The 22,826-nt window shown below is 70.2% G+C and carries 21 protein-coding genes; 14 read left to right on the plus strand and 7 right to left on the minus strand.

Annotated features, from left to right (window positions below; all coding sequences use genetic code 11):
• Nucleotides 1-6 precede the first annotated feature (6 nt).
• On the minus strand, nt 7-507 hold the full coding sequence (locus tag MFF04_RS00555; RefSeq protein ID WP_238273538.1) for a GNAT family N-acetyltransferase: 501 nt from the start codon (nt 505-507) through the stop codon (nt 7-9).
• A gap of 294 nt (nt 508-801) precedes the next feature.
• Between MFF04_RS00555 and MFF04_RS21895 the strand changes: the two genes are divergently transcribed.
• Nucleotides 802-2,475 (plus strand): methyl-accepting chemotaxis protein, encoded by a 1,674-nt coding sequence (locus MFF04_RS21895; protein ID WP_283206331.1) that lies wholly within the window; start codon nt 802-804, stop codon nt 2,473-2,475.
• A 261-nt stretch (nt 2,476-2,736) separates the two neighbouring features.
• Nucleotides 2,737-3,462: a tyrosine-protein phosphatase gene (locus tag MFF04_RS00570; RefSeq protein ID WP_238273539.1), complete on the plus strand. Its 726-nt coding sequence runs from the start codon at nt 2,737-2,739 to the stop codon at nt 3,460-3,462.
• A 1-nt stretch (nt 3,463) separates the two neighbouring features.
• On the opposite strand, the gene MFF04_RS00575 is transcribed toward MFF04_RS00570, so the two are convergent.
• Together MFF04_RS00575 and MFF04_RS00580 are read right to left on the minus strand one after the other, a co-directional pair.
• Nucleotides 3,464-4,321, minus strand: a complete 858-nt coding sequence (locus MFF04_RS00575) for a prephenate dehydratase (protein ID WP_238273540.1) — start codon at nt 4,319-4,321, stop codon at nt 3,464-3,466.
• Nucleotides 4,322-4,345: 24 nt separating this feature from the next.
• Complete coding sequence (locus MFF04_RS00580) at nt 4,346-5,089, minus strand: 3-deoxy-manno-octulosonate cytidylyltransferase (protein WP_238273541.1); 744 nt, start codon at nt 5,087-5,089, stop codon at nt 4,346-4,348.
• A gap of 275 nt (nt 5,090-5,364) precedes the next feature.
• Here MFF04_RS00580 and MFF04_RS00585 point away from each other — a divergent pair, with 275 nt between their 5' ends.
• The 6 genes from MFF04_RS00585 to ppa all read left to right on the plus strand — a co-directional run bounded on the left by MFF04_RS00585 (nt 5,365) and on the right by ppa (nt 12,407).
• Nucleotides 5,365-6,228, plus strand: coding sequence for a c-type cytochrome (locus MFF04_RS00585; protein ID WP_238273542.1), 864 nt, complete (start codon nt 5,365-5,367; stop codon nt 6,226-6,228).
• 143 nt (nt 6,229-6,371) lie between these two features.
• Nucleotides 6,372-8,270, plus strand: a complete 1,899-nt coding sequence (locus MFF04_RS00590; RefSeq protein WP_238273543.1) for an extracellular solute-binding protein — start codon at nt 6,372-6,374, stop codon at nt 8,268-8,270.
• Complete coding sequence (locus MFF04_RS00595; protein WP_238273544.1) at nt 8,267-10,123, plus strand: extracellular solute-binding protein; 1,857 nt, start codon at nt 8,267-8,269, stop codon at nt 10,121-10,123. The genes MFF04_RS00590 and MFF04_RS00595 overlap by 4 nt, the downstream gene beginning before the upstream one ends.
• Nucleotides 10,123-11,229 (plus strand): microcin C ABC transporter permease YejB, encoded by a 1,107-nt coding sequence (locus tag MFF04_RS00600; RefSeq protein WP_238273545.1) that lies wholly within the window; start codon nt 10,123-10,125, stop codon nt 11,227-11,229. Before MFF04_RS00595 ends, MFF04_RS00600 begins: the two co-directional genes overlap by 1 nt.
• A complete protein-coding gene (locus MFF04_RS00605) occupies nt 11,226-11,729 on the plus strand; it encodes a GNAT family N-acetyltransferase (RefSeq protein ID WP_238273546.1) in 504 nt (167 codons plus the stop codon). The genes MFF04_RS00600 and MFF04_RS00605 overlap by 4 nt, the downstream gene beginning before the upstream one ends.
• Nucleotides 11,730-11,870: 141 nt before the next feature.
• Nucleotides 11,871-12,407, plus strand: coding sequence for an inorganic diphosphatase (gene ppa / locus MFF04_RS00610; protein ID WP_238273547.1), 537 nt, complete (start codon nt 11,871-11,873; stop codon nt 12,405-12,407).
• Between the two features lie 38 nt (nt 12,408-12,445).
• Here ppa and MFF04_RS00615 read toward each other — a convergent pair whose 3' ends face one another.
• Nucleotides 12,446-13,696, minus strand: coding sequence for an FAD-dependent monooxygenase (locus tag MFF04_RS00615; protein ID WP_238273548.1), 1,251 nt, complete (start codon nt 13,694-13,696; stop codon nt 12,446-12,448).
• A gap of 146 nt (nt 13,697-13,842) precedes the next feature.
• Between MFF04_RS00615 and tesB the strand changes: the two genes are divergently transcribed.
• The 5 genes from tesB (at nt 13,843) to MFF04_RS00640 (ending at nt 18,653) form a co-directional block, all read left to right on the plus strand.
• Nucleotides 13,843-14,712 carry an acyl-CoA thioesterase II gene (gene tesB, locus MFF04_RS00620; protein ID WP_238273549.1) on the plus strand — a complete coding sequence of 290 codons (870 nt, stop codon included), beginning with the start codon at nt 13,843-13,845 and terminating at the stop codon, nt 14,710-14,712.
• A gap of 291 nt (nt 14,713-15,003) precedes the next feature.
• The gene (locus MFF04_RS00625) at nt 15,004-15,342 is read left to right on the plus strand and encodes a P-II family nitrogen regulator (RefSeq protein ID WP_238273550.1); all 339 of its coding nucleotides are present in this window, start codon (nt 15,004-15,006) and stop codon (nt 15,340-15,342) included.
• Nucleotides 15,343-15,415: 73 nt separating this feature from the next.
• Nucleotides 15,416-16,915: an ammonium transporter gene (locus tag MFF04_RS00630; RefSeq protein ID WP_238273551.1), complete on the plus strand. Its 1,500-nt coding sequence runs from the start codon at nt 15,416-15,418 to the stop codon at nt 16,913-16,915.
• A 272-nt stretch (nt 16,916-17,187) separates the two neighbouring features.
• Nucleotides 17,188-18,147 carry a TorF family putative porin gene (locus MFF04_RS00635; RefSeq protein WP_238273552.1) on the plus strand — a complete coding sequence of 320 codons (960 nt, stop codon included), beginning with the start codon at nt 17,188-17,190 and terminating at the stop codon, nt 18,145-18,147.
• A gap of 179 nt (nt 18,148-18,326) precedes the next feature.
• Complete coding sequence (locus tag MFF04_RS00640) at nt 18,327-18,653, plus strand: YnfA family protein (protein WP_238273553.1); 327 nt, start codon at nt 18,327-18,329, stop codon at nt 18,651-18,653.
• Between the two features lie 62 nt (nt 18,654-18,715).
• Here the strand turns inward: MFF04_RS00640 and serA are convergent, their stop codons facing one another.
• Together serA and MFF04_RS00650 are read right to left on the minus strand one after the other, a co-directional pair.
• The gene (gene serA / locus MFF04_RS00645) at nt 18,716-20,323 is read right to left on the minus strand and encodes a phosphoglycerate dehydrogenase (RefSeq protein ID WP_238273554.1); all 1,608 of its coding nucleotides are present in this window, start codon (nt 20,321-20,323) and stop codon (nt 18,716-18,718) included.
• A 151-nt stretch (nt 20,324-20,474) separates the two neighbouring features.
• Nucleotides 20,475-21,644 carry a phosphoserine transaminase gene (locus MFF04_RS00650; RefSeq protein WP_238273555.1) on the minus strand — a complete coding sequence of 390 codons (1,170 nt, stop codon included), beginning with the start codon at nt 21,642-21,644 and terminating at the stop codon, nt 20,475-20,477.
• A 181-nt stretch (nt 21,645-21,825) separates the two neighbouring features.
• Between MFF04_RS00650 and MFF04_RS00655 the strand changes: the two genes are divergently transcribed.
• The gene (locus MFF04_RS00655; RefSeq protein ID WP_238273556.1) at nt 21,826-21,996 is read left to right on the plus strand and encodes a hypothetical protein; all 171 of its coding nucleotides are present in this window, start codon (nt 21,826-21,828) and stop codon (nt 21,994-21,996) included.
• A gap of 3 nt (nt 21,997-21,999) precedes the next feature.
• On the opposite strand, the gene trmD is transcribed toward MFF04_RS00655, so the two are convergent.
• Nucleotides 22,000-22,701 (minus strand): tRNA (guanosine(37)-N1)-methyltransferase TrmD, encoded by a 702-nt coding sequence (gene trmD, locus MFF04_RS00660; RefSeq protein ID WP_238273557.1) that lies wholly within the window; start codon nt 22,699-22,701, stop codon nt 22,000-22,002.
• Nucleotides 22,702-22,826: the final 125 nt, after the last annotated feature.

Consider the following 22,826-nt stretch of genomic DNA (forward strand, 5'->3'; position numbering starts at 1 on the left):
CCGGCCTCAGCGGTCGGGCGTCACCGATCCGGCGATGCCCTCCGCCGCGCCCTCGCGCAGCTCCAGCCACAGGAAGCGGGACGGATCGACCGGTCCAGGCAGCACGAGCCGCCCCGGCGGAACGGGCGCGAAGCCGAAGCGGCCGTAGTAGGGCGCGTCGCCGACGAGAAGAACGAGGCCGTGGCCCTGTGCCCGCGCCGCGTCGAGGCTCGCCTCCATCAGCGCGGTGCCGATGCCGCGGCCGCCGAAGCTCGGGTCGACGGTGAGCGGCCCGAGCGCCAGCACCGGCGCGCCGCCGGCGCGGGCCGGATCGACGCGCACCGAACCCGTCAGGAAGGTGCCGACCAGGGCGACGAAGCTCAGCTCCGACCGGTGCGCCACGCCCTCCCGCAGGCGGAAGGCCGTGCGCGCGAAGCGTCCCGGCCCGAAGGCACGGGCGTGCAGGCGGTCGATGGCGGCCGCATCCTCCGGCTGCTCCTGGCGGATGACGAGGGGAAGCGAGGGCACGGTGGGTCCGGATCGAGGATTGCGGGCGATAGCAGCCGGGCCGCGCCCCCGCAACGACCGGACGTCGCGTGATCGGCCCGTCGTGAGCCGGCGATGCGAACGATCGCTTGGGAAAGCCTGAGGTTGCAGATCGAGGTCGCCACATTGAGGGCTCATCGTGCTTTTGCCAAATATCCCGCCGATTACGAAGTAAGACTCCGTATTCGAATTATCAATTCTAGATTGTATTTCCAATATTGCAATTTTTAACCAATCTATGTCGATATTGTATGGGAACATCGACGGAATTCGAAAATGACCACCATCCGATTTCGACTCACTGCGTCGGTCGTCGTGCTGATTTCGGCCCTCGCCTTCAATGTGACGATGGGCTTGTACTCGACGTCCCGCACAAGCGCGAGCATGAGCGATCTCTATAACGATCGCATCGTCCCTCTCCGCGAGCTCAAAATCGTCGCCGACACGTATGCCGTCAACGTCGTCGACACATCGCAGAAGATCAATAACGGCAATCTGGACTGGTCCCAGGGCGCTTCATCGATCGCGGAGGCCAAAGAGCGCATCGCGAAGACTTGGGCCCGCTATCTTGCCACGAACCTGACGGAGAAGGAGAAGCGTCTCGCTACGGCCGTGGAAGAGAAGATGGTCGTTGCGAACGCAGCCGTCAGAGAGCTGACCGCCATCATTGCCAAGGCAGACAAGAACCAGCTGGCGGATTTCGTGCGCAACAAGCTCTACCAGAGCGCGGATCCGGTCGGCGACGCCATACAGGCCCTGATCAATCTGCAGATCGAGGAGAGCCATAAAGTCTACGACGATTTTACGTCCCTTTCAGAGACGCTGAAGGCTTTGCGCTTCATCACGCTGATCTTCGGCATCGTTGCAGCGGGATTTGCCCTGTTCGTGGTGCTGCGCGGGGTCATCGACCCGCTCGGATCCATGGCGCGGATGATGCAGAAGCTGGCCGGCGGCGATGCGACGCAATCGGTCCCCGGCATCGGTCGAAGGGACGAGATCGGCGTCATGGCCGCCTCCGTTCAGGTCTTCAAGGACAACCTGATCCAGAACCGCAAGCTGGAAGAGGAGACGGCGCTGGCGCGGGCCTCGGCGGAGACCCAGCGGCGGGCGGCGATGTCCGAGATGGCCGACGGTTTCGAGCGTGCGGTCGGCGGCATTGTCGGAACGGTGTCCTCGGCGGCCACCGAGCTGCAGGCGACGGCGCAGCAGATGACGGCGACGGCGCAGCAGACCGCCGACCAGTCGACCACGGTCGCGACGGCGGCCGAGGAGGCTTCCGTCAACGTCAACACGGTGGCCTCGGCGGCCGAAGAGCTGGGCGCTTCGGTGCAGGAGATCGGCCGGCAGGTCGCCAACTCGGCCGGCCTCGCCCAGCAGGCCGTGACCGAGGCCGATCAGGCGGCCGCCCTCGTGAGCGCGCTGAACAGCGCCATGGGCAAGATCGGCGACGTGGTGCAGATGATCTCGTCCATCGCGGCGCAGACCAACCTGCTTGCCCTGAACGCCACGATCGAGGCCGCCCGGGCAGGAGAGGCGGGGCGAGGATTCGCCGTCGTCGCGACCGAGGTGAAGGAACTGGCCAGCCAGACCGCCCGCGCCACCGGCGAGATCGCCGCTCAGATCGGCCAGATCCAGGGAGCGACGGGACAGGCCGTCGGCGCCATCGACACGATCACGGCACGCATCCGCGAGATCAATTCGGTCGCCACCGGCATCGCGGCGGCGGTCGAGGAGCAGAGCGCGGCGACGAACGAGATCGTGCGCAACGTGGCCGAGGCGTCGGCCGGGACCGCGCAGGTCACCGATAACATCTCGGGGGTGGCGCGCGCCTCCGAGGAGACGGGCGCGGCGGCGAGCCAAGTGCTGATGTCGGCCTCCGACCTGTCGCGCCAGTCGGAGCACCTCAGGTCCGAGCTGCATCGCTTCCTCGCCAGCATGAAGGCGGCCTGAGGTCGGTCTCTCCACGGATCGTCGGGCGAACCGTCGCCGATCCCGCCATTCCGGCGGATCGGCGGCGTGCGTCGCGAACGGGCCAAGACCGCACCGGACGCCGCCGGGGCGTTCGGTTCCGGCCCCGGCGCGGAGGCCGTCCGCCACCCGCCTCGGGCTTTGCCGGAAGCCGGGGCAGGCGGCACGGAGAATTGCCCGCGCGCCGGGCGGCTGGTAGAGGCGCATCCTCACCCGTCCCGCCGCGAGCCCCGACCGCGCCCGTTGCTGAACCGCTTCCGCTCCCCCGAGGCTCGCTACGCGCGGCGCATGGCCCGGATCGCCCGGTTCGAGCGGCCGATCGAGGGGCCGGCGGCCCGCCTGTCGGCCTGGGCGAACATGCTGCTCGTCGACCACGGCATCTTCCGACTCGCCTATCTCAACCGGCACCGGGTCGGGCAGGGGGCGCTGTGGCGCTCGGCCCAACCGAGCCCCCTCGACCTCGCCCGCTTCCGCCGGGAGGGCGTGCGCACCATCGTGTCGCTCCGGGGCGGGCGCGAGCATGGCTCCTGGCCCCTCCAGCGGGAAGCCTGCCATCGCCACGGGCTCAAGCTCGTCGAGTTCGTGCTGCGCTCCCGCGAGGCGCCCTCGAAGGAGACGATCCTGTCCGCCCGCGACTTCTTCGCCGCGCTCGACTACCCGGCGGTGATGCACTGCAAGTCGGGCGCGGACCGGGCGGGGCTCGCCGCGACGCTGTATCTGATCCTCCACGAGGGCCGGCCGGTGCGTGAGGCCGTGGGCCAGCTCTCGGCCCGCTACGGGCATTTCCGCTTCGCCAAAACCGGGATCCTCGACGCCTTCTTCGCCCGCTACCTCGCAGAGGGGGAGCCGGAGGGCCTCAACTTCCTGACCTGGGTCGAGACCCGGTACGACCCGGAGGCCCTGAAGCGGGATTTCCGCCCCGGCTTCTGGTCCGACCTCGTGGTGGACCGGGTGATCCGCCGGGAGTGAGCTACTCCGCCGCGAGCCGCGTCGTCTCGCGGAAAGGGTGCGCCGGGTAGATCCCGATCACCTTCAGCTCGCGGGAGAAGTAGGCGAGCTCGTCGAGCGCCCGGGCGAGGCCCGTCTCGTCGGGATGGCCGTCGACCTCGGCGTAGAACTGCGTGGCCGTGAACTGGCCCTCGACCATGTAGCTCTCGAGCTTCGACATGTTGATGCCGTTCGTGGCGAAGCCCCCGAGGGCCTTGTAGAGGGCGGCCGGGATGTTGCGCACCCGGAAGACGAAGCTCGTCACCCAGGGGCCGTCCTGCGGATCGGTGCTCTCCAGGGCCTCGGGCGAGAACACCACGAAGCGGGTGGTGTTGTGCGCCTCGTCCTCGACGTCTCGGGCGAGGATCTCGAGGCCGTAGACCTCCGCCGCCATCGCCGGGGCGAGCGCCGCGCGGGTCGGGTCGCGGGCCTCCGCCACCTCGCGGGCGGCGCCCGCCGTGTCGCCCGCCACGACCGGGCGCAGGCCCATGCGGCGGATCAGGCGCCGGCACTGGCCGAGGGCGTGGATGTGGCTGTGGACGGTCGCGAGCCCCTCCGGAGCGGTGCCCGGCAGCGCCATGAGCTGGAAGTGGATCGGCAGGAAGTGCTCGGCCACGATATGCAGCGTCGAGGCCGGGATCAGGTGATGGATGTCGGCGACGCGGCCGGCGATCGAGTTCTCGATCGGGATCATCGCCCGCTGGGCGCGGCCCTCGGCGACCGCCGCGAACGCGTCCTCGAAGGTCGGGCAGGGAAGCGGCGTCCAGTCCGGATAGGCCTGCGCGCAGATGATGTGCGAGTTCGCGCCGGGCTCGCCCTGGTAGGAGATGGTCTGGGTCATGGTGGGTTCCGGGAATCCGCCGCGTCAGTTCAGGCGGCGGGCGGAGAGGACGGCGCGCGCCCGCTCCAGGTCGTGGGGCGTGTCGACGCCGAGGGGCGTGTCGTCGACGATCATGGCATCGATGCGCATGCCGGCCTCCAGCGCGCGGAGCTGCTCCAGCTTCTCGCGGGCCTCGAGCCGGCCCTGCGGCAGCCCGACGAAGCGGCGCAGCGCCGTGCGCCGGTAGGCGTAGAGGCCGATATGGTGGAACAGCGGCCCCTCGCCCCAGGGCGCCTGCGCGCGGGTGAAGTAGAGCGCCCGCATGCGTAACGGGCCGACATCCACGCCGACGAGCTTGACCACGTTCGGGTCGGACATCTCTTCCGGCCGCACGATCGGCGCGCAGAGCGTGGCGATGTCGACGCTGCGATCGGCGAGGGGGATGATCGAGGCGCCGACGATCGCCGGGTCGATGGTCGGCAGGTCGCCCTGCACGTTGACCACCACGTCGTGATGGCCCTCCGGGTCGACGATGGCCAGCGCCTCGGCGAGACGGTCCGTGCCGGAGGGATGATCGACCGCGGTGAGCACGCCGACGCCGCCGGCCGCCTCCACCGCCGCCACGATCTCCGGCGAGTCCGCGGCCACGACGACGGGGCCGATCCCCGCCTCGATGGCCCGGCGCCAGACATGGACGATCATCGGCTCGCCGAAGATGTCGGCGAGCGGCTTGCGGGGCAGGCGCGTCGCCGCAAGTCGCGCCGGGATCAGGACGATGGGATCGGACATCGCTGGCACGGGGCTCCGCTCGATCGGGCGGGGGTGCTTAACAGCGACGGCCGGCCTTGTCATGGCGGCGGCGGCAGGGCCCGCAGGCTCCATCTGCAACAGATCGCCGCCGCGTGGGGCTGCGACCGTGGGAATCCGCCGAGCGCCATTGTCAAGATCGGGGCCGAGCGGCTAAGCACCCTCGAAACTTTCCAATGTCCGGCGCCATGTCCGCCGGCGCGTTACGTCTCGCCCCGTGCCGGAGAGAACCGGGCGGGATGCCGGAAGGGGATGGGATGGACTCGTTCGAGGTCAACAAGGTTCTGGGCGCGGTGTTCGGCACCCTGCTGCTCGCGTTGGGATCGGGCTTCGTCGCCGAGCTGATCTACCATCCCAAGCCCGCCGGCAAAGCCGGGTACGAGCTGCCCGAGCCGGAGCCGGCCCCCGCCGGCGGCGCTGCGGCCGCGCCGAAGGCCGAGCCGATCGCAGTGCGGCTCGCCAGCGCCAGCGCCGAGAAGGGCCAGGGCGGCACCAAGGCCTGCCAGGCCTGCCACAGCTTCGAGAAGGGCGGCCCGAACAAGGTCGGCCCGGACCTCTACGACGTGGTCGAGCGCCAGAAGGCCGGCCACGGCGGCTTCGACTACTCGGCGGCCCTGAAGGAGAAGGGCGGCACCTGGACCTACGAGGATCTCGACCACTTCCTCGAGAGCCCGAAAGGCTTCGTGAAGGGCACCAAGATGGCCTTCGCGGGCATCGGCAACCCGGCCGAGCGCGCCAACGTCATCGCCTACCTGCGCTCCCTCTCGGAGAGTCCCAAGCCCCTGCCGGCCGCCGAGAAGAAGGCCGAGGACAAGCCGGCCGAGAAGGCCGCCGAGACCAAGCCCGCGGAGACGAAGCCGGCCGAGACGAAGCCCGCGGCCTCGAAGGGGTCCGAGGGCAAGGACTCCCCGGCCAAGCCCGCCGACCCCAAGGCGCCGGATGCCGTGCCCGCGCAGCCGAAGCCTCCGGAGGCCGTGAACACCCGCAACGATCCCGGCCCGACCCAGTCGCCGCAGGCGCAGCCCGATCCGGGCAAGCCCGCCGAGGCGGCACCCGCGACGCCGCCCGCCGCGCCGGCCCAGCAGCCCGCGCCGGGCGCCGAGAAGCCCTCGGAGCAGTAAGCCTCTACAGCGAGGGCCGGGCCGGAAGGTCCGGCCCTTCGCGCATCCGGGCGGCTGCGCGCATCGGCCGACTTTGCGCCGGGCGCGTCCCGACATAGAACGGCGCCCCGCCGCCTTCGCGGCGCAGGGGAGACCGCCGGACCGTGAAAGCCCTCACCGCGCTCGGACACCTCGCCGCCGCGACCCTCGCCCTCGCGCTCGTCGCCGCCCCCGCGCAGTCCGCGCCCGAGCCTGCGGCCTCGCCCGCGGCGACCGCCCCTGAGGGCTGGCGGCACGCGGTCACGCTGATGGGCGAGCCGAAATACGGCCCCGGCTTCACGCATTTCGAGTACGCCGACCCCAAGGCGCCGAAGGGCGGCACCGTGCGCCGGGGCGCGCAGGGCGGCTTCGACAACTTCAACATCGTCGTCGCCGGCCTGAAGGGCGACCTCGAAGGCGGCATCGCCTCGATCTACGACACGCTCACCACCGAATCGCTCGACGAGCCCTTCACCTCCTACGGGCTGCTGGCCGAGGGCATCCGCCTCGCCCCGGACCTCTCCTCCGTCTCCTACCGTCTGCGGGAGGGCGCGCGCTGGCACGACGGCAAGCCGATCACGCCGGACGACGTCGTCTGGTCGTTCCAGGTGCAGAAGGAAAACAGCCCCTTCTACTCGAACTACTACGCCAACGTGACCGGCGCCGCCGTCACGGGCGAGCGCGAGGTGACCTTCACCTTCTCCGGCCCCGGCAACCGCGAGCTTCCGCAGGTGGTCGGCCAGCTCCGCGTCCTGCCGAAGCACTGGTGGACCGGCAAGGATGCCCAGGGGCGTCCCCGCAACGTCACCGAGACGACGCTCGAGATTCCGCTGGGCTCCGGCCCCTACCGGCTCGCCCGCTTCGAGCCCGGCCGCACCGCGACCTACGAGCGGGTGGCCGACTACTGGGGCCGCGACCTGCCGGTAAATGCCGGTCAGAACAACTTCGACGTCTCGCGGATCGAGTACTTCCGCGACGCCACCGTGCTCGTCGAGGCGCTCAAGGGCGACCTCTACGACTTCCGCCAGGAGAACATCGCCCGGCAATGGGCGACCTCCTACGACGACCTGCCCGCCGTGAAGGAGGGCCGCCTCGTCAAGGAGGCGTTTCCCGATCGCGGCAACGGCATCATGCAGGCGTTCGTGTTCAACCTGCGTAACGACAAGTTCAAGGACGAGCGGGTGCGGCGCGCCTTCAACCTCGCCATGAACTTCGAGGAGATGAACCGGGCGTTGTTCTACGGCCTCTACAGGCGGATCGACTCCTACTACTACGGCTCCGAGCTCGCCTCCTCCGGCCTGCCGGAGGGCGAGGAGAAGGAGATTCTCGAGAGCGTCCGGGACAAGATCCCTGCCTCCGTCTTCACCACGCCCTACCGCAACCCGGTCAACGACACGCCCGAGGCCGTGCGGGCGAACCTGCGCGAGGCCGTGAAGCTGCTCCGGGAGGCCGGCTACGAGCAGCGCGGCGGCAAGATGGTCGACGCCAAGACTGGCCAGCCGCTGACCGTGGAGTTCATCGAGGCCTCGGCGGCCTTCGAGCGGGTGATCCTGCCCTTCGCCGCGCAGCTGCGCCTGATCGGCATCGACAGCAGCCTGCGCGTCATCGATCCGGCCCAGTACCAGAACCGTCTGCGCAGCTTCGACTTCGAGATCACCACCAACAACTGGCCCGAGTCGCTCTCCCCCGGCAACGAGCAGCGGGAGTACTGGGGCTCGGCCTCCGCCGACCGGCAGGGCTCGCGCAACCTCGCCGGTATCAAGGATGCCGGAGTCGACGCGCTGATCGACCGGGTGATCTTCGCCAAGGACCGGCCCGGCGTGCTCGCCGCCACCCACGCGCTCGACCGTGTGCTGCTCGCCCACAACTACGTGGTGCCGCAATGGGCCTCGAACGCGGCGCGGACCATCCGCTGGAACCGGTTCGGCCGCCCGGCGACCCTGCCGCTCTACGGCTCCTCGGGCTTCCCGACGACCTGGTGGTACGACGAGGCGCTCGCCGCCAAGACCGGGGCGCCCCGTTGAGCCTCGGCCTCAGCCGCCGGGGGCTGCTTCTCGGCGCCGCCTCCGCCGCGGCGCTGCCGCGTCTCGCCCTCGGACAGGAGGGTTCCCGCACCACGCACGGCCTGTCGAGCTTCGGCGAGCTGAAGTACCCCGCCGACTTCCCGCGATTCGACTACGTGAACCCCGAGGCGCCGCGGGGCGGGCGCTTCTCGTCCCAGCTGACCACGACCTTCGGCAACCAGTCCGGCGACACCTTCAACACGCTCAACGTCTACGTCCTGCGCGGCGACGGCGCGCCGGGCATGAACTTGACCTTCGACAGCCTGATGGTCCGCGCCCTCGACGAGCCGGACGCGCTCTACGGGCTTCTCGCCCGTGCCGTCGAGATCGCCGGCGACGGCCTCACCTACCGCTTCCGGCTGCGCCCCCAGGCCCGCTTCCACGACGGCTCGCGGCTGACGGCGCACGACGCCGCCTTCTCGTTCAGGATCCTGAAGGAGAAGGGGCACCCGGAGATCGCGGAGGTGATCCGCGACATGACCGATGCCGTCGCGGAGGCCGAGGACACGCTCGTCGTCACCTTCGCGGAAGGGCGCAGCCGCGACCTGCCGCTGATCGTCGCGCAGCTGCCGGTCTTCTCGGCCGCCTGGTGGAAGGGCCGCGACTTCGAGGCCTCGACCCTGGAGGTGCCCATCGGCTCCGGCCCCTACCGGGTCGGGCGCCTGGACGTCGGACGCTTCATCGAGTTCGAGCGCGTGCCCGACTACTGGGCCGCCGAGCTGCCGGTGAGCGTCGGCCAGAACAACTTCGACGCGGTCCGCTACGAGTGCTTCCGCGACCGGCAGGTGGCGTTCGAGGCCTTCAAGGGCGGCGCCTACACCTATCGCGAGGAGTTCACCGCCCGCGTCTGGGCGACGGGCTACGACTTCCCGGCGGTGGCCGAGGGGCGGGTGGTGCGCACCACGATCCCCGACGCGACGCCCTCGGGCACGCAGGGCTGGTGGATCAACACCCGCCGGGAGGCCTTCCGCGATCCGCGGGTGCGCGAGGCCATCGGCCTGTGCTTCGACTTCGAGTGGACGAACGCCAACCTGATGTTCGGCGCCTACAAGCGCACGGCCTCCTACTTCGAGAACTCCGATCTCAAGGCCGAGGGACCGCCCTCGGCGGAGGAGCTGGCGCTGCTGGAGCCGCTGCGCGCGCAGCTGCCGCCGGAGGTGTTCGGCCCGGCCTGGACGCCCCCCGCCTCTGACGGCTCGGGCCGCGACCGGGCGAACCTCTCCCGGGCGGTCGCCCTCCTGAAGGAGGCCGGCTGCACCCGCGAGGGCAGCAGCATGCGCCTGCCCGGCGGCAAGCCGCTGACGATCGAGTTCCTCGACAACAACCCGTCGCTGGAGCCGCACACGCAGGGCTTCGTGCGCAACCTCGGCCTCGTCGGCATTCCGGCGACGATCCGCACGGTGGACGCCTCGCAGTACCAGTCCCGCCTCAAGGACTTCGACTTCGACCTCACCTCCCGCCGCTACGCCAACGGGCTGACGCCCGGCGCCGAGATGCGCCAGAGCTACGGCTCGCGGGCGGCCGGCATCTCCGGCTCCAACAACCTTCCCGGTATCGCCAGCCCGGCGATCGACGCGCTGATCGACAAGGCCGCCTCGGCGACGTCGCGGGCCGAGCTCGTCACCGCCTGCCGGGCCCTCGACCGGGTGCTGCGCGCCGGCCGCTACTGGGTGCCGATGTGGTACTCCGCGAGCCACCGCCTCGCGGTCTGGGATGTCTACGGCCGGCCGGAGCGGGGACCGGCCTACGGCACCGGCGCCCCCGCGACCTGGTGGCACGATGCGGCCAGGGCGCGCCGGATCGGACGGACCTGATGATCGCCTACATCCTCCGCCGGCTCGCGCTGATGATCCCGACGCTTCTCGGGATCATGCTCATCACCTTCACCATCGTGCAGTTCGCGCCCGGCGGACCGGTCGAGCGGGTGCTCGCGCAGCTCCAGGGCCAGGGCGACGGCAGTCTCTCGCGGGTGACGGGCGGCTCCGGCGACCTCGGCGGCGGGGGAGCGGCGGCGCGGGCCGGCGGCGACACCAACGCCCGCTACCGCGGCGCGCAGGGCCTGAGCCCGCAGTTCATCGCCAAGCTCGAGCAGCAGTTCGGCTTCGACAAGCCGGCCCCCGAGCGCTTCGCCAAGATGCTCTGGGACTACGCCCGCTTCGATTTCGGGCGCAGCTACTTCCGCGACGTCAGCGTCGTCGACCTCATCGTCGAGCGCCTGCCGGTCTCGATCTCCCTGGGGCTCTGGATGACGCTCCTGTCCTACGCGATCTCGATTCCCCTCGGCATCGCCAAGGCGGTGCGGGACGGCTCGCGCTTCGACCTCTGGACCTCGTTCGTGGTCATCATCGGCTACGCGATCCCCGGCTTCCTGTTCGGGCTGATGCTGATCATCCTCTTCGCCGGCGGCTCCTTCGTGCAGATCTTCCCCCTGCGCGGCCTCGTCAGCGAGGGCTGGGAGAACCTCTCCCTCTGGGGGAAGGTCACCGACTATGCCTGGCACATGGTGCTGCCGCTGACCGCCCTGGTGATCGGCGCCTTCGCCACGGCGACGCTGCTCACCAAGAACTCCTTCCTCGACGAGATCCGCAAGCAGTACGTGCTCACCGCCCGCATGAAGGGCCTCAGCGAGCGCCGGGTTCTCTACGGGCACGTCTTCCGCAACGCGATGCTGATCGTGGTGGCGGGCTTTCCCGGCGCCTTCATCTCGGCCTTCTTCACGGGCTCGCTCCTCATCGAGACGATCTTCAGCCTCGACGGGCTCGGGCTTCTCTCCTTCCAGTCGATCGTCGGCCGCGACTACCCGGTGGTGTTCGCCACGCTCTACATCTTCTCCCTGCTCGGCCTTGCGGTGAACCTGCTCTCGGACCTGATCTACGTCTGGATCGATCCGCGTATCGACTTCGCGGCGCGGGCGACGTGAGCGCGGCGCCAGCGATCCGCCGGGCACGGGGCTGCGACGTCCTCGACCTCTCGCAGGTCTTCGACGCGGCCTGGCGGGAGGCCTATCGCGGCATCATTCCGGGGCTCGCCCTGGAGCGGATCATCGCGCAGCGCGACGGCGCCTGGTGGGCGCGGGCGATGGGGCGCGGGCGCAGCATGGCGGTGGTCGAGGCCGGGGAGCGCGTCGTCGGCTACGCCTCCTATGGGCGGGCGCGCAGCGGGACGCTCCGCTGCGAGGGCGAGATCGACGAGCTCTACCTAGCGCCGGAGTATCAGGGGCTCGGCCTCGGCCGCCGGCTGTTCCGTGCCGTGCGCAACGATCTCGCCGATCACGGACTGCCGCGGGACGGCGTCTGGGCGCTCGACGACAACGAGCGGGCGCGGGGCTTCTACACCAGCCTCGGCGGCATCGAGGGCCCGCAGGCGGTCGACCGGATCGCCGGCCTCGCCATCGCAAAGCGGGCCTACATCTTCACCTGACGGCTTCCGGTGCAGCCTTGCGACGTTCCTCGCGAAACGTCGCGCGATGTCGCGAACGGCGTTGTCCTTCGCCGGAAAAGGACATTAAGACCGCCGCGGATACGGGGCGGCACGGAGTTGCGCCCCTGGGGAGGCAGAACCATGCGCATCGACGCCATCTCGATCGGCAAGAACGCGCCGCAGGACGTCAACGTCATCATCGAGGTGCCGCTCGGCGGCGAGCCGATCAAGTACGAAATGGACAAGGAGGCCGGCGCGCTCGTCGTCGACCGCTTCCTCTACACCTCGATGGTCTATCCCGGGAACTACGGCTTCATCCCGCACACGCTCTCGGGCGACGGCGACCCCTGCGACGTGCTCGTCGCCAACACCCGCGCCATCGCGCCGGGTGCCATCATGAGCGTGCGCCCGGTCGGCGTGCTGGTGATGGAGGACAATGCCGGAGAGGACGAAAAGATCATCGCCGTGCCCTCCCGGCACCTGACCATGCGCTACGACCGCATCCAGAACTACACCGACCTGCCCGACATCACGCTCAGCCAGATCCAGCACTTCTTCGAGCACTACAAGGACCTCGAGCCCGGCAAGTGGGTCAAGGTCGTGCGCTGGGGCGACAAGGACGAGGCGCAACGCCTCATCCTGGAGGGCATCGAGCGCGCCAAGAAGGACAAGGCGTAAGCCTCTCCGATCTCACGCGAAAGGCGGGGTGAGCGGTCCTAGAGCGGCTCGCCCCGCATCAGCCTCGGCTGGGGCCCCCGCGCGGCGGCGGCCTCCGCGATCAGGGCCCGCTTCAGGCCCGGCATGCGGTCCACGAGGCCGAGGCCGAAATCCCGGACGAGGCGGAGCGGCGTCAGGTCGTTGGAGAACAGCCGGTTGAGCCCGTCGGTCGCCGCCGCCATGGCGAGCGCGTCGAAGCGCCGGCTCCGCTCGTAGGCGGCGAGCACGTCCTCCCCGCCGGGATCGAGCCCGAGCCGCAGCGCGTCGGTGATACCCTCGGCGAGGCAGGCCGCGGCGGCGAGCCCCAGGTTCAGGCCCTGGCCCGCGAGCGGGTGGATGACGTGGGCCGCGTCGCTGAGGAGCGCGAGCCGGCCGGCGCGGTAGCGTCGGGCGAGGCCGAGATGCAGCGGATGCGCGCTCGGACCGTCCTCCAGCGAAAGCCGGCCGAGCGCCGGGGTGAAGCGCCGCTCGATCTCGGCGAGCACCTCCTCCGGATCTCCCGCCAGCAGCGCTCCGGCCTCGTCCGCGCGCTCCGTCCAGACGATCGAGGAGCGGTGGCCGAGGGCGCCCCCATCCGCCAGCGGCAGGATCGCGAAGGGGCCGCTCGGCAGGAAATGCTCGAACGCCCGCCCTTCGTGCGAGCGCGCGTGGCCGATGGTCGCGACGATGCCCTGCTGATCGTAGGCGCGGGTCACGAAGCCGATCCCCGCCGCCTCGCGCAGACGCGAGCGCGCCCCGTCCGCGGCCACCACCAGCTCGGCCCGGAGACTGCGCCCGTCCGAGAGCGCGACGCGGGCGGCCCCGGCCTCCGTCCGGACCGAGGCGATGCCGGACGCGTCGAGCGCGACGCCCGCCTCGGCGCAGGCCGCGAGAAGCGCGGCCACCAGCGGCCCGGCCTCCACCATATGCGCGAAGGGCTCGGCCTCGCCCTCGCGCTCGAAGGTGAGGAAGACCGGCCGCACCGGATCGCGCAGCCGGCTGTCGCTGATCGCCATGTCGGTGATCGCCTGCGTCGCCGGCCCGATGCGATCCCAGATGCCGATCCGCTCCAGCATCCGCCGGCCGCCTGCCGCCACCGCGTAGGCGCGGCCCCGGTGTCGGGAGGCGCCCTCGGGCAGGCCGGGATCGAAGACGCTCACGGCGAGCGCAGGTCCGTTCGCGCGCTTCAGGGCGAGGGCGAGCCCCAGCGCCGCGATGCCCGCACCGGCCACGACGACGTGCCGTCCGCCCCGTCCCTCGGCCTCCGCCATGCCAGCAGCCTCTTCGCGAAACATCTCGCCGCTCAAGTGGCACCCCGCGCGGGCGGGCACAACGGCGCCCGCGCGCGCGGGCCTGAAATGGCGTATCAGCGGAGTCAGACAACGCGGGGGCGTCGCGCGGGAGCCATCTTCCACCCATGACCGGAATCGTCGCCGAGCTTCTCACCCTGCTCGATCTCGAACGCCTGGAGACGGACCTGTTCCGGGGCTTCAGCCCGGAGCAGTCCTGGCCGCGGGTCTTCGGGGGCCAGGTCGTCGGCCAGGCCCTCGTCGCTGCGGCGCGGACGGTGCCGAGCACCCGGCCGCCGCACTCGCTCCACGCCTACTTCCTGCTCGGCGGCGACCCGAAGGTGCCGATTATCTACGAGGTCGAGCGCATCCGGGACGGGGGCAGCTTCACCACGCGCCGCGTCAAGGCCGTCCAGCACGGCCGCGCGATCTTCGCGATGTCGGTCTCCTTCCACGAGACCGAGCCGGGCCTGGAGCACGCCGCCGCGATGCCGGAGGTGCCCCCGCCCGAGAGCCTGCCCGACACCGCCGCCCTGGTGGCGCAGGCCGGCAGCGCCATCCCCATCGCGGTGGCGCGCTACTTCGCCCGCGAGCGGCCGATCGAGTTGAAGCCGGTGGAGCTGCGCCACTATCTCGAGCGCAAGCCCCGCGAGCCCCGCAGCCATGTTTGGTTCCGGGCCGCCTCGGCGCTGCCGGACGACCCCGCCATCCACCGGGCGGTGCTCGCCTATGCCTCCGACATGACGCTCCTCGAATCGACCCTCGTCGCCCACGCGCGCACGGTCTTCGATCCGGACATCCAATCCGCGAGCCTCGACCATGCCCTGTGGCTGCACCGCCCCTTCCGGGCGGACGAGTGGCTGCTCTACGCCCAGGACAGCCCGAGCGCGTCGGGAGCGCTCGCCTTCGCCCGCGGGCAGATCTTCGACCGGTCCGGACGTCTCGTCGCCTCCGTCGCGCAGGAGGGGCTGGTGCGGCCGCGCAACGAGCGCGCCTGACGCCGCGTGGCGCCGTCGTGCGCATTCTGCCCTCGTTGGCGTCGCTCTGCACATGATGTGAGCAGATCACGAACACGTGTTGCCCGAGCGCGCGCCACCGGCCCGTCAAATCCTGGGCAGATTAACGAAACGGAAAAAGGTTCCCGCCGCGTCGCTCTGGCATAGACCTTGAATATGGCTCGGCGCACGCGGGGGTCTCGGAGGGGCCTGCCGGCGGGCAGAGAGTTCGGGAACGGGGCCGCCTTCATGTCGCCCCCGGGTCCGGTCCCACAGATCAAGGGGGCGCCGCCCATGAAAATCGTGATGGCCATCATCAAGCCGTTCAAGCTGGAGGAGGTGCGCGACGCCCTCACCGGCATCGGCGTCCACGGCCTGACGGTGACCGAAGTGAAGGGCTACGGCCGCCAGAAGGGCCACACCGAGATCTACCGCGGGGCGGAGTACGCGGTGAGCTTCCTGCCGAAGCTCAAGATCGAGGTCGCGGTCTCGGCCGATCTCACCTCCACCGTCATCGACGCCATCGCCGCCGCCGCCCGCACCGGCCAGATCGGCGACGGCAAGGTCTTCGTCATGCCGCTGGAAAAGGCGGTCCGCATCCGCACCGGCGAGACGGACGCCGACGCGCTCTGAGGACACGCTCCGCGTGTCCGCCAGCTTTCCAGAACCCAACCAGAATCAAACCGCGACCGGGAGTCTCGTGTCCATGAAACTTCGCAATGCCCTCGCGCTCGGCTTGGGAGGAGCGGCACTCGCCCTTCTCTTCGTCGAGCCGTCCCTCGCGCAGACCCCGACGGCCGAGGCCGTTCCGGCGGCAGCCGCACCCGTGCCCAACAAGGGCGACGTCGCCTGGATGCTGATCTCCTGCGTCCTCGTGCTGCTGATGACCGTGCCGGGCCTGGCCCTGTTCTACGGCGGTCTCGTGCGCACCAAGAACATGCTCTCGGTCCTCACGCAGGTCTTCGCGATCGCCTGCGTGGTCTGCCTGCTGTGGGTCTTCTACGGCTACAGCCTCGCCTTCACCAACGGCGGCGGGCTCAACGACTTCGTCGGCGGCTTCTCGAAGGCCTTCCTCAAGGGCGTCGATGTCAACTCCGTCGCGGCGACCTTCTCGAATGGCGTCGTCATTCCGGAATACGTCTACATCGCCTTCCAGATGACCTTCGCGATGATCACCCCCGGCCTGATCGTCGGCGCCTTCGCCGAGCGGATCAAGTTCTCGGCGCTCCTCGTCTTCATCGTCCTCTGGGTGACCTTCATCTACTTCCCGATGGCGCACATGGTCTGGTACTGGGGCGGGCCCGACGTGGTCGCCGGTGCCGCCAAGACGCTGGCCTCCGCGACCGACGACGCCGCCAAGACCTCGGCCCAGGCCGCGCTCGACGCCGTCAACGCCGATGCGGGCTTCCTCTTCAAGAAGGGCGCCCTCGACTTCGCCGGCGGCACCGTGGTGCACATCAACGCGGGCATCGCCGGCCTCGTCGGCTGCCTGATCCTCGGCAAGCGCATCGGCTACGGCCGCGACCTGCTCGCCCCGCACTCGCTGACCATGACCACGATCGGCGCCGCGCTGCTCTGGGTCGGCTGGTTCGGCTTCAACGCCGGCTCCAACCTCGAGTCGAACGCCACCACCGCCCTGGTGATGGTCAACACCTTCGTCGCCACCGCGGCGGCGGCCGTCGCCTGGCTGTTCGTGGAGTGGGCCGCCAAGGGCAAGCCCTCGCTGCTGGGCATGCTCTCGGGCGCCATCACGGGCCTCGTCGCCATCACCCCGGCGGCGGGCTTCGCGGGCCCGATGGGCTCGATCGTCCTCGGTCTCGTGGCGGGCGGCGCCTGCTTCGTGATGTGCTCGGCGGTGAAGAACGCCCTCGGCTACGACGACTCGCTCGACGTGTTCGGCATCCACTGCGTCGGCGGCATCATCGGCGCCTTCGCCACGGGCATCCTGGTGAACCCCGCCCTCGGCGGCGTCGGCATCCCCGACTACACCACGAAGCCCGGCGAGCTCGTCGTCGGCACCTACGATCTCGTCCCGCAGCTCATCGCGCAGGGCTGGGGCGTCGGCCTCACCGTGCTGTGGTCGGGCATCGGCTCGGCGATCCTCTACAAGCTCGTGGACTTCACGATCGGCCTGCGCGTCACGCAGGAGGAGGAGCGCGAGGGTCTCGACATCGCCGACCACGGCGAGCGGGCTTACAACTACTGATCTCGGGAATCGGCCGGCGGGGCTTTGCTCCGCCGGTTCGCAAGCGAAGAGGCCCCGGCTCGGCGAGCCGGGGCCTCTTTCGTTCTCACGGCCGACAGCGGAGACGATTCAAGGCAGGCATGCCACAATGTGGCAGAGGAGCAACAGCGATGAGGCAAAGCCGCGGCAGCCCCCGAATTGCTCAAGAACTAGGCAAATGCTCGAAAGTTGGTTTTGCGATGCAGGCGGTGTTTCGGCACTCTTGACGCATACAAATCAAGGGGCTCGTGCACATGACTTCGAAGCTGTCTCTCTGGGGCGTCGCGGCCTCGCTCGCCACGATCGTGCTCACCGGGCAGGTCCAGGCCGCCGACATGCCGGCGCCGAAGGTGATGCCCGCCGAGGCCAAGGCGCCCGACCCGCTGATCGGCTTCGCCTTCTACTCCGCCTACGCCACCGACTATAACTTCCGCGGCGTCTCGCAGTCGAACCTGCAGGGCAGCTACCAGACCTTCTTCGAGGCGCAGTTCTTCAACAACTTCGCCTACGCGGGCTTCTACCAGTGGCAGACCCGCCTGCCCACGCGGCCCGACTTCGAGTTCGATCTCGTCGCCGGTATCCGGCCGACCTTCGACAAGCTCTCGCTCGATCTCGGCGTGATCTACTACTACTACCCGAACGAGCAGCGCCTGTTCATCAACGGCGGCCCCGGCTTCCTGACGACCGCCAACACCGACTTCATCGAGTACGCGGCCAAGGCCCTCTACCAGTTCACCCCCGAGTTCGCGATGGGCGCGAACGTGTTCCATGCGCCGAACTACCTCGGCCAGCACACCAACGCGACCTACGCTTCGGGCACCATCGCCTACACGCTGCCGGCCACCTGGTTCGGCTTCCTGCCCGACTGGGCCTCGGGCGGCTTCTCGGTCTCGGGTGAGGGCGGTCACTACTTCATCGGCGCCGCCAAGACCTCGGCCACCAACTTCATCGCCTTCGACCTGCCGTCCTACAACTACGGCAACGTCGGCCTGACCTGGGCCTACAAGAACCTCTCCCTCGACGTCCGCTTCCACACCACGGACCTCACCGCCCGCCAGTGCTTCGCGCTGACCGGCGACTTCCGGGGCAACATCAACGGCGGCACCTCCCGCTGGTGCGGCGACGCCTTCATCGGCACGATCAAGTGGCAGACCTCCACGGCCGCCCCCGGCGTCTACGCCGAGCCCGGCGGCATCCTGAACCTCTTCCGCTAAGACTTCAGCCTCGCGCCGCGGGGCAGATCACCGAACCGACGAGGCCCCGGATCGCTCCGGGGCCTTTTCATTTGCGATGCCGGCACACGCCGGCGACGCCCTCCGGGTCGGACCCGGTCGCGGGACGAGGGCGGTATGCCCGTTGGAGCGGCGCGGACCGCGAGGTATCGAGCGCGACCATGTCCACGATCCTCGCCTACGCCGGCGCCGCGCTCGCCGAGATCTCCGGCTGCTTCGCCTTCTGGGCGTGGCTGCGCCTCGACCGCTCGCCGCTCTGGCTCGTGCCCGGCATGGCGTCGCTGGCACTGTTCGCGTGGCTGCTGACGCTGGTGGAGAGCGAGGCTGCGGGGCGCAGCTACGCGGCCTATGGCGGTGTCTACGTCCTCGCCTCGGTTCTGTGGCTTTGGCTGGCGGAAGGACGCACGCCCGACCGCTGGGACATCGCCGGCAGCGCGGTCTGCATCGCCGGGGCAGGCTTGATCCTGCTCGGCCCCCGCAGCGCCTGAAAAAAGCAGAGGGCCCGCGCAAGGAATGCACGGGCCCTCTCGGATGCCTCGACCCGCTTCGTTCAGAAGGCGACGGCGCGGACCCGCTTCACCTGCGGGATCGCGGCGATGCGCTCCAGGGTTTCGGGGTCGAGCCGGACGTCCACGGCGACGAAGGCGATGGCGTCGCCCCCCTCGCGCTCGCGGCCGAGGTTGAACGTCGCGACGTTGACGCCCGCCTCGCCGAGCACGCTGCCGAAGCGGCCGATGAAGCCCGGCTTGTCGTGGTTGCGCACGTAGAGCATGTGCGGCGCGAAGGCGGCGTCGATGGCGATCCCGCGAATCTCGACCACCCGCGGCTTGCCGTCGTGGAAGACCGTGCCGGCGGCGTCCCGCGTCATGTCCTCGGCCTCGACCGCGATGCGAATCACCGATTCGTAGTCGCTCGCACCCCCCTCGCGCTTGATCTCGTCCACGACGACGCCACGCTCGCGGGCGATCACCGGCGCCGAGACCATGTTCACGTCCTGAAGGAACGGTCGCAGCACGCCGGTCACGGCGGCGGCGGTGAGCGCGCGGGTGTTCATGCCCGCGACCTCGCCCTCGTAGGTGATGCGGATGCCGCGGATCGGCGCCTCGGTGAGCTGCCCGAGGAAGGAGCCGAGCTTCTCGGCGAGCGCCACGAAGGGCTTGAGGCGCGGCGCCTCCTCCGCAGAGATCGAGGGGAAGTTGACCGCGTTCGAGATGGCGCCGGAGAGGAGGTAGTCCGACATCTGCTCGGCGACCTGAAGCGCCACGTTCTCCTGCGCCTCGTTGGTCGAAGCGCCGAGATGGGGCGTGCAGATCACGTTCGGGTGGCCGAAGAGCGGGTTCTCGGTGGCGGGCTCGGTCACGAACACGTCGAAAGCCGCGCCGGCGACCTGGCCGGACTCGAGGGCCGCGCGCAGCGCCGCCTCGTCCACGAGACCGCCGCGGGCGCAGTTGACGATGCGCACCCCCCGCTTCGTCTTCGCGAGAGCCTCCGCCGAGAGAATGTTGCGGGTGCGGTCGGTGAGCGGCACGTGGAGCGTGATGATGTCGGCCCGCGCCAGCAGCTCGTCGAGCTCGACCTTCTCGACGCCGATCTCGACCGCGCGCTCGGGCGTCAGGAAGGGATCGTAGGCGACGACCTTGAGGCGCAGCCCGATCCCGCGGTCAGCGACGACCGCGCCGATGTTGCCGCATCCGATCACGCCAAGGGTCTTGGCCGTCAGCTCCACGCCCATGAAGCGGTTCTTCTCCCACCTGCCGGCCTGGGTCGAGGCGTCGGCCTGGGGGATCTGACGGGCGAGCGCCAGCATCATGGCGATGGCGTGCTCGGCGGTGGTGATCGAGTTGCCGAAGGGCGTGTTCATGACGATGACACCCCGCGCGGTGGCGGCCGGCACGTCGACGTTGTCGACGCCGATGCCGGCGCGGCCGATCACCCGGAGGCGGCCGGCCTCGGCGAGTAGCTTCGGCGTCACCTTCGTGGCCGAGCGGATGGCGAGGCCGTCATACCGGTCGATGATTGCCGCCAGCGCCTCCTTGTCCTTGCCGAGCTCGGGGCGGAAATCGACCTCGATGCCGCGATCCCGGAAGATCTGGACGGCGGCGTCGGAGAGGGCGTCCGAGATGAGGACCTTGGGCGTGTGCTTGGTGGGCGTGCTCATGGGTGCACCTGTTCGGTCAGGCGCGCAGGATCGCGGTCGCTCCGCTGAAACGCGCCGGCCGCGGCGGGGCGCGGACCGTCGGCGCTCGACTGCGCGCGCATCGGGGAGGGGGCGGCCGATCGGGTGAGCGGCCGCCGCACGGTCTCGGCGATCAGGCGGCCGCGGCGAGCGCGGCCTTCTCCTGGGCGAAGGCCCAGTCGAGCCAGGGCATCAGCGCCGCGACATCGGCGGTCTCGACGGTGGCCCCGCACCAGACCCGCAGGCCCGCGGGCGCGTCGCGATAGGCGCCGATGTCGAGGGCGACGCCCTCGCGGTCGAGCCGGTCGACGATGCCCTTGGCGACCTTGGCCACCACGGCGTCGCCCTTGGCGAGCACGTCGGGATCGGTGATCACCATGCAGACGCCGGTATTGGCGTAGGTCGACGGGTCGACGGCGAGATGGCCGATCCAGGGCGTGCGGGCGATCCAGTCGTGGATCACGGCCGCGTTGGCGTTCGCCCGCCCGATCAGGGCGTCGAGGCCGCCGATGCGCTCGGCCCAGGCCAGCGCGTCGAGATAGTCCTCGACCGCGAGCATGGAGGGCGTGTTGATGGTGTCGCCCTGGAAGATGCCCTCGATGAGCCGGCCGCCCTTGGTCAGGCGGAACACCTTCGGGATCGGCCAGGCCGGCTTGTGGCTCTCGAGCCGCGCGACGGCGCGGGGCGAGAGGATGAGCATGCCGTGGGCCGCCTCGCCGCCCATCACCTTCTGCCAGGAGAAGGTCACGACATCGAGCTTGTCGAAGGGCAGCGCCATCGCGAAGGCAGCGGAGGTGGCGTCGCAGATCGTCAGCCCCTCGCGGTCGGCGGCGATCCAGTCGCCGTCGGGCACGCGCACGCCGGCGGCGGTGCCGTTCCAGGTGAAGACGACGTCGTTGTTCTTCGTATCGACCGCCGAGAGATCGGGCAGCACGCCGTAGGGCGTCTGGTGCAGCTTCGGCGCGATGTTCAGCTCGCTCAGCGCGTCCGTCACCCACTCGGCCCCGAAGGCCTCCCAGGCGAGCACCTCGACCGAGCGCGGTCCGAGCAGCGACCACATCGCCATCTCGACGGCGCCGGTGTCGGACCCCGGCACGATGCCGATGCGGTAGTCGGCCGGGACCTGCAGGACCTTGCGGGTGAGGTCGATCGCCTGCTTCAGCTTCGCCTTGCCGGCGGGGGAGCGGTGCGAGCGGCCGAAGGGCGTTCCGGAGAGGCCGTCGAGGGTCCAGCCGGGGCGCTTGGCCGTGGGGCCGGACGAAAAGGTATTCGCGCGCGGGCGCGCGTCGGGTCGGCTCGTCATGTGATCCATCCTTACAGATGGGCGCTCCTCGTTGGGGAGGAGTGTCCCGCTCATGGCGATGCGCTCAAATTCGGCATCTGACAAGTGGCGCCCCGGCCACAGCGGGTTTCCGTCTCGGACCGAGAGGCCGCGTTAAGCTTAATCGGGCAGGCTGGCGGGGCCGCGTTGCGTAAGGCCCGTCATGCTCTCCGAAGCCAGCCTCATCGGGATCGCCTGGGCGATCCTGTTCGTCGTCGTCGCCTGCATGGCGCCCCGCGCCCTGCGCGGGCGCCGATCCCCCGACCGCGAAGAGCGGCCCGAGATCGAGTTCCTCGACATGGGCGGTCCGGTCATCGACGCCGAGCCCGCCTGAGGGTTACGTTTCCGAGAGTAGGTCCGGCCGCCGCGCGCGGGTGATCTCCAGCGCCCGCTCGCGCCGCCAAGCCGCGATGGCGCCGTGATTGCCGCCGGCGAGCACCTGCGGGATCCCGCGCCCCTCCCAGTCGCGGGGGCGGGTGTAGTGGGGATACTCCAGGAGCCCGCCCTCGAAGCTCTCCTCCTCGCCGGAGGCCGCCTTTCCCATGGTGCCGGGGAGCAGGCGCACGCAGGCGTCGAGAAGCGTCAGCGCCGCGATCTCGCCGCCGGAGAGGATGTAGTCGCCGATCGAGACCTCCTCGAGGCCCCGGCCCTCGATGACCCGCTCGTCCACGCCCTCGAAGCGCCCGCAGACCACGATCACGCCCTCGCCCTCCGCCAGCGCGCGGACGCGGGCCTGGGTGAGGGGGCGGCCGCGGGGCGACATCAGCAGGCGGGGGCGGGCGTCGTCGGGATCGAGCGCCGCGTCGATGGCGGCGGCGAGCACGTCGCAGCGCAGCACCATGCCCGCGCCGCCGCCGGACGGGGTGTCGTCCACGCTGCGATGCCGGCCGATGCCGTGATCGCGGATATTGCGCGGCTCGATGGACCAGGCGCCCCGTGCCAGGGCATCACCCGAGAGCGACAGGCCGAGGGGGCCGGGAAACATCTCGGGGTAGAGAGTGAGGATCGTGGCCCGCCAGGGCCGGGGCGCGCCGGTCATGAGGCTTGATGGCCCCAAGCCGGCGGGGCGGTCAACGCGGGGGTTGCGCCTGCCTCGAATCCGGTCAGGTGGCGCTTTGTCGGGCATGCCTCTTGCGTGATCGGCGACCGCTGCGCCATGCATCG

Source organism: Methylobacterium jeotgali, from assembly GCF_022179345.1.
In the GTDB taxonomy this organism is placed as follows: domain Bacteria; phylum Pseudomonadota; class Alphaproteobacteria; order Rhizobiales; family Beijerinckiaceae; genus Methylobacterium; species Methylobacterium jeotgali.

What these genes read in the sequence shown, in the direction of transcription:
- MFF04_RS21895 (WP_283206331.1), top strand. Translation starts at nt 802, where the DNA reads ATGACCACCATCCGATTTCGACTCACTGCGTCGGTCGTCGTGCTGATT.
- MFF04_RS00575 (WP_238273540.1), bottom strand. Translation starts at nt 4,321, where the DNA reads ATGACCCAGACCATCTCCTACCAGGGCGAGCCCGGCGCGAACTCGCAC.
- MFF04_RS00580 (WP_238273541.1), bottom strand. Translation starts at nt 5,089, where the DNA reads ATGTCCGATCCCATCGTCCTGATCCCGGCGCGACTTGCGGCGACGCGC.
- MFF04_RS00585 (WP_238273542.1), top strand. Translation starts at nt 5,365, where the DNA reads ATGGACTCGTTCGAGGTCAACAAGGTTCTGGGCGCGGTGTTCGGCACC.
- MFF04_RS00600 (WP_238273545.1), top strand. Translation starts at nt 10,123, where the DNA reads ATGATCGCCTACATCCTCCGCCGGCTCGCGCTGATGATCCCGACGCTT.
- ppa (WP_238273547.1), top strand. Translation starts at nt 11,871, where the DNA reads ATGCGCATCGACGCCATCTCGATCGGCAAGAACGCGCCGCAGGACGTC.
- MFF04_RS00615 (WP_238273548.1), bottom strand. Translation starts at nt 13,696, where the DNA reads ATGGCGGAGGCCGAGGGACGGGGCGGACGGCACGTCGTCGTGGCCGGT.
- tesB (WP_238273549.1), top strand. Translation starts at nt 13,843, where the DNA reads ATGACCGGAATCGTCGCCGAGCTTCTCACCCTGCTCGATCTCGAACGC.
- MFF04_RS00625 (WP_238273550.1), top strand. Translation starts at nt 15,004, where the DNA reads ATGAAAATCGTGATGGCCATCATCAAGCCGTTCAAGCTGGAGGAGGTG.
- MFF04_RS00630 (WP_238273551.1), top strand. Translation starts at nt 15,416, where the DNA reads ATGAAACTTCGCAATGCCCTCGCGCTCGGCTTGGGAGGAGCGGCACTC.
- MFF04_RS00635 (WP_238273552.1), top strand. Translation starts at nt 17,188, where the DNA reads ATGACTTCGAAGCTGTCTCTCTGGGGCGTCGCGGCCTCGCTCGCCACG.
- MFF04_RS00640 (WP_238273553.1), top strand. Translation starts at nt 18,327, where the DNA reads ATGTCCACGATCCTCGCCTACGCCGGCGCCGCGCTCGCCGAGATCTCC.
- serA (WP_238273554.1), bottom strand. Translation starts at nt 20,323, where the DNA reads ATGAGCACGCCCACCAAGCACACGCCCAAGGTCCTCATCTCGGACGCC.
- MFF04_RS00650 (WP_238273555.1), bottom strand. Translation starts at nt 21,644, where the DNA reads ATGACGAGCCGACCCGACGCGCGCCCGCGCGCGAATACCTTTTCGTCC.
- MFF04_RS00655 (WP_238273556.1), top strand. Translation starts at nt 21,826, where the DNA reads ATGCTCTCCGAAGCCAGCCTCATCGGGATCGCCTGGGCGATCCTGTTC.
- trmD (WP_238273557.1), bottom strand. Translation starts at nt 22,701, where the DNA reads ATGACCGGCGCGCCCCGGCCCTGGCGGGCCACGATCCTCACTCTCTAC.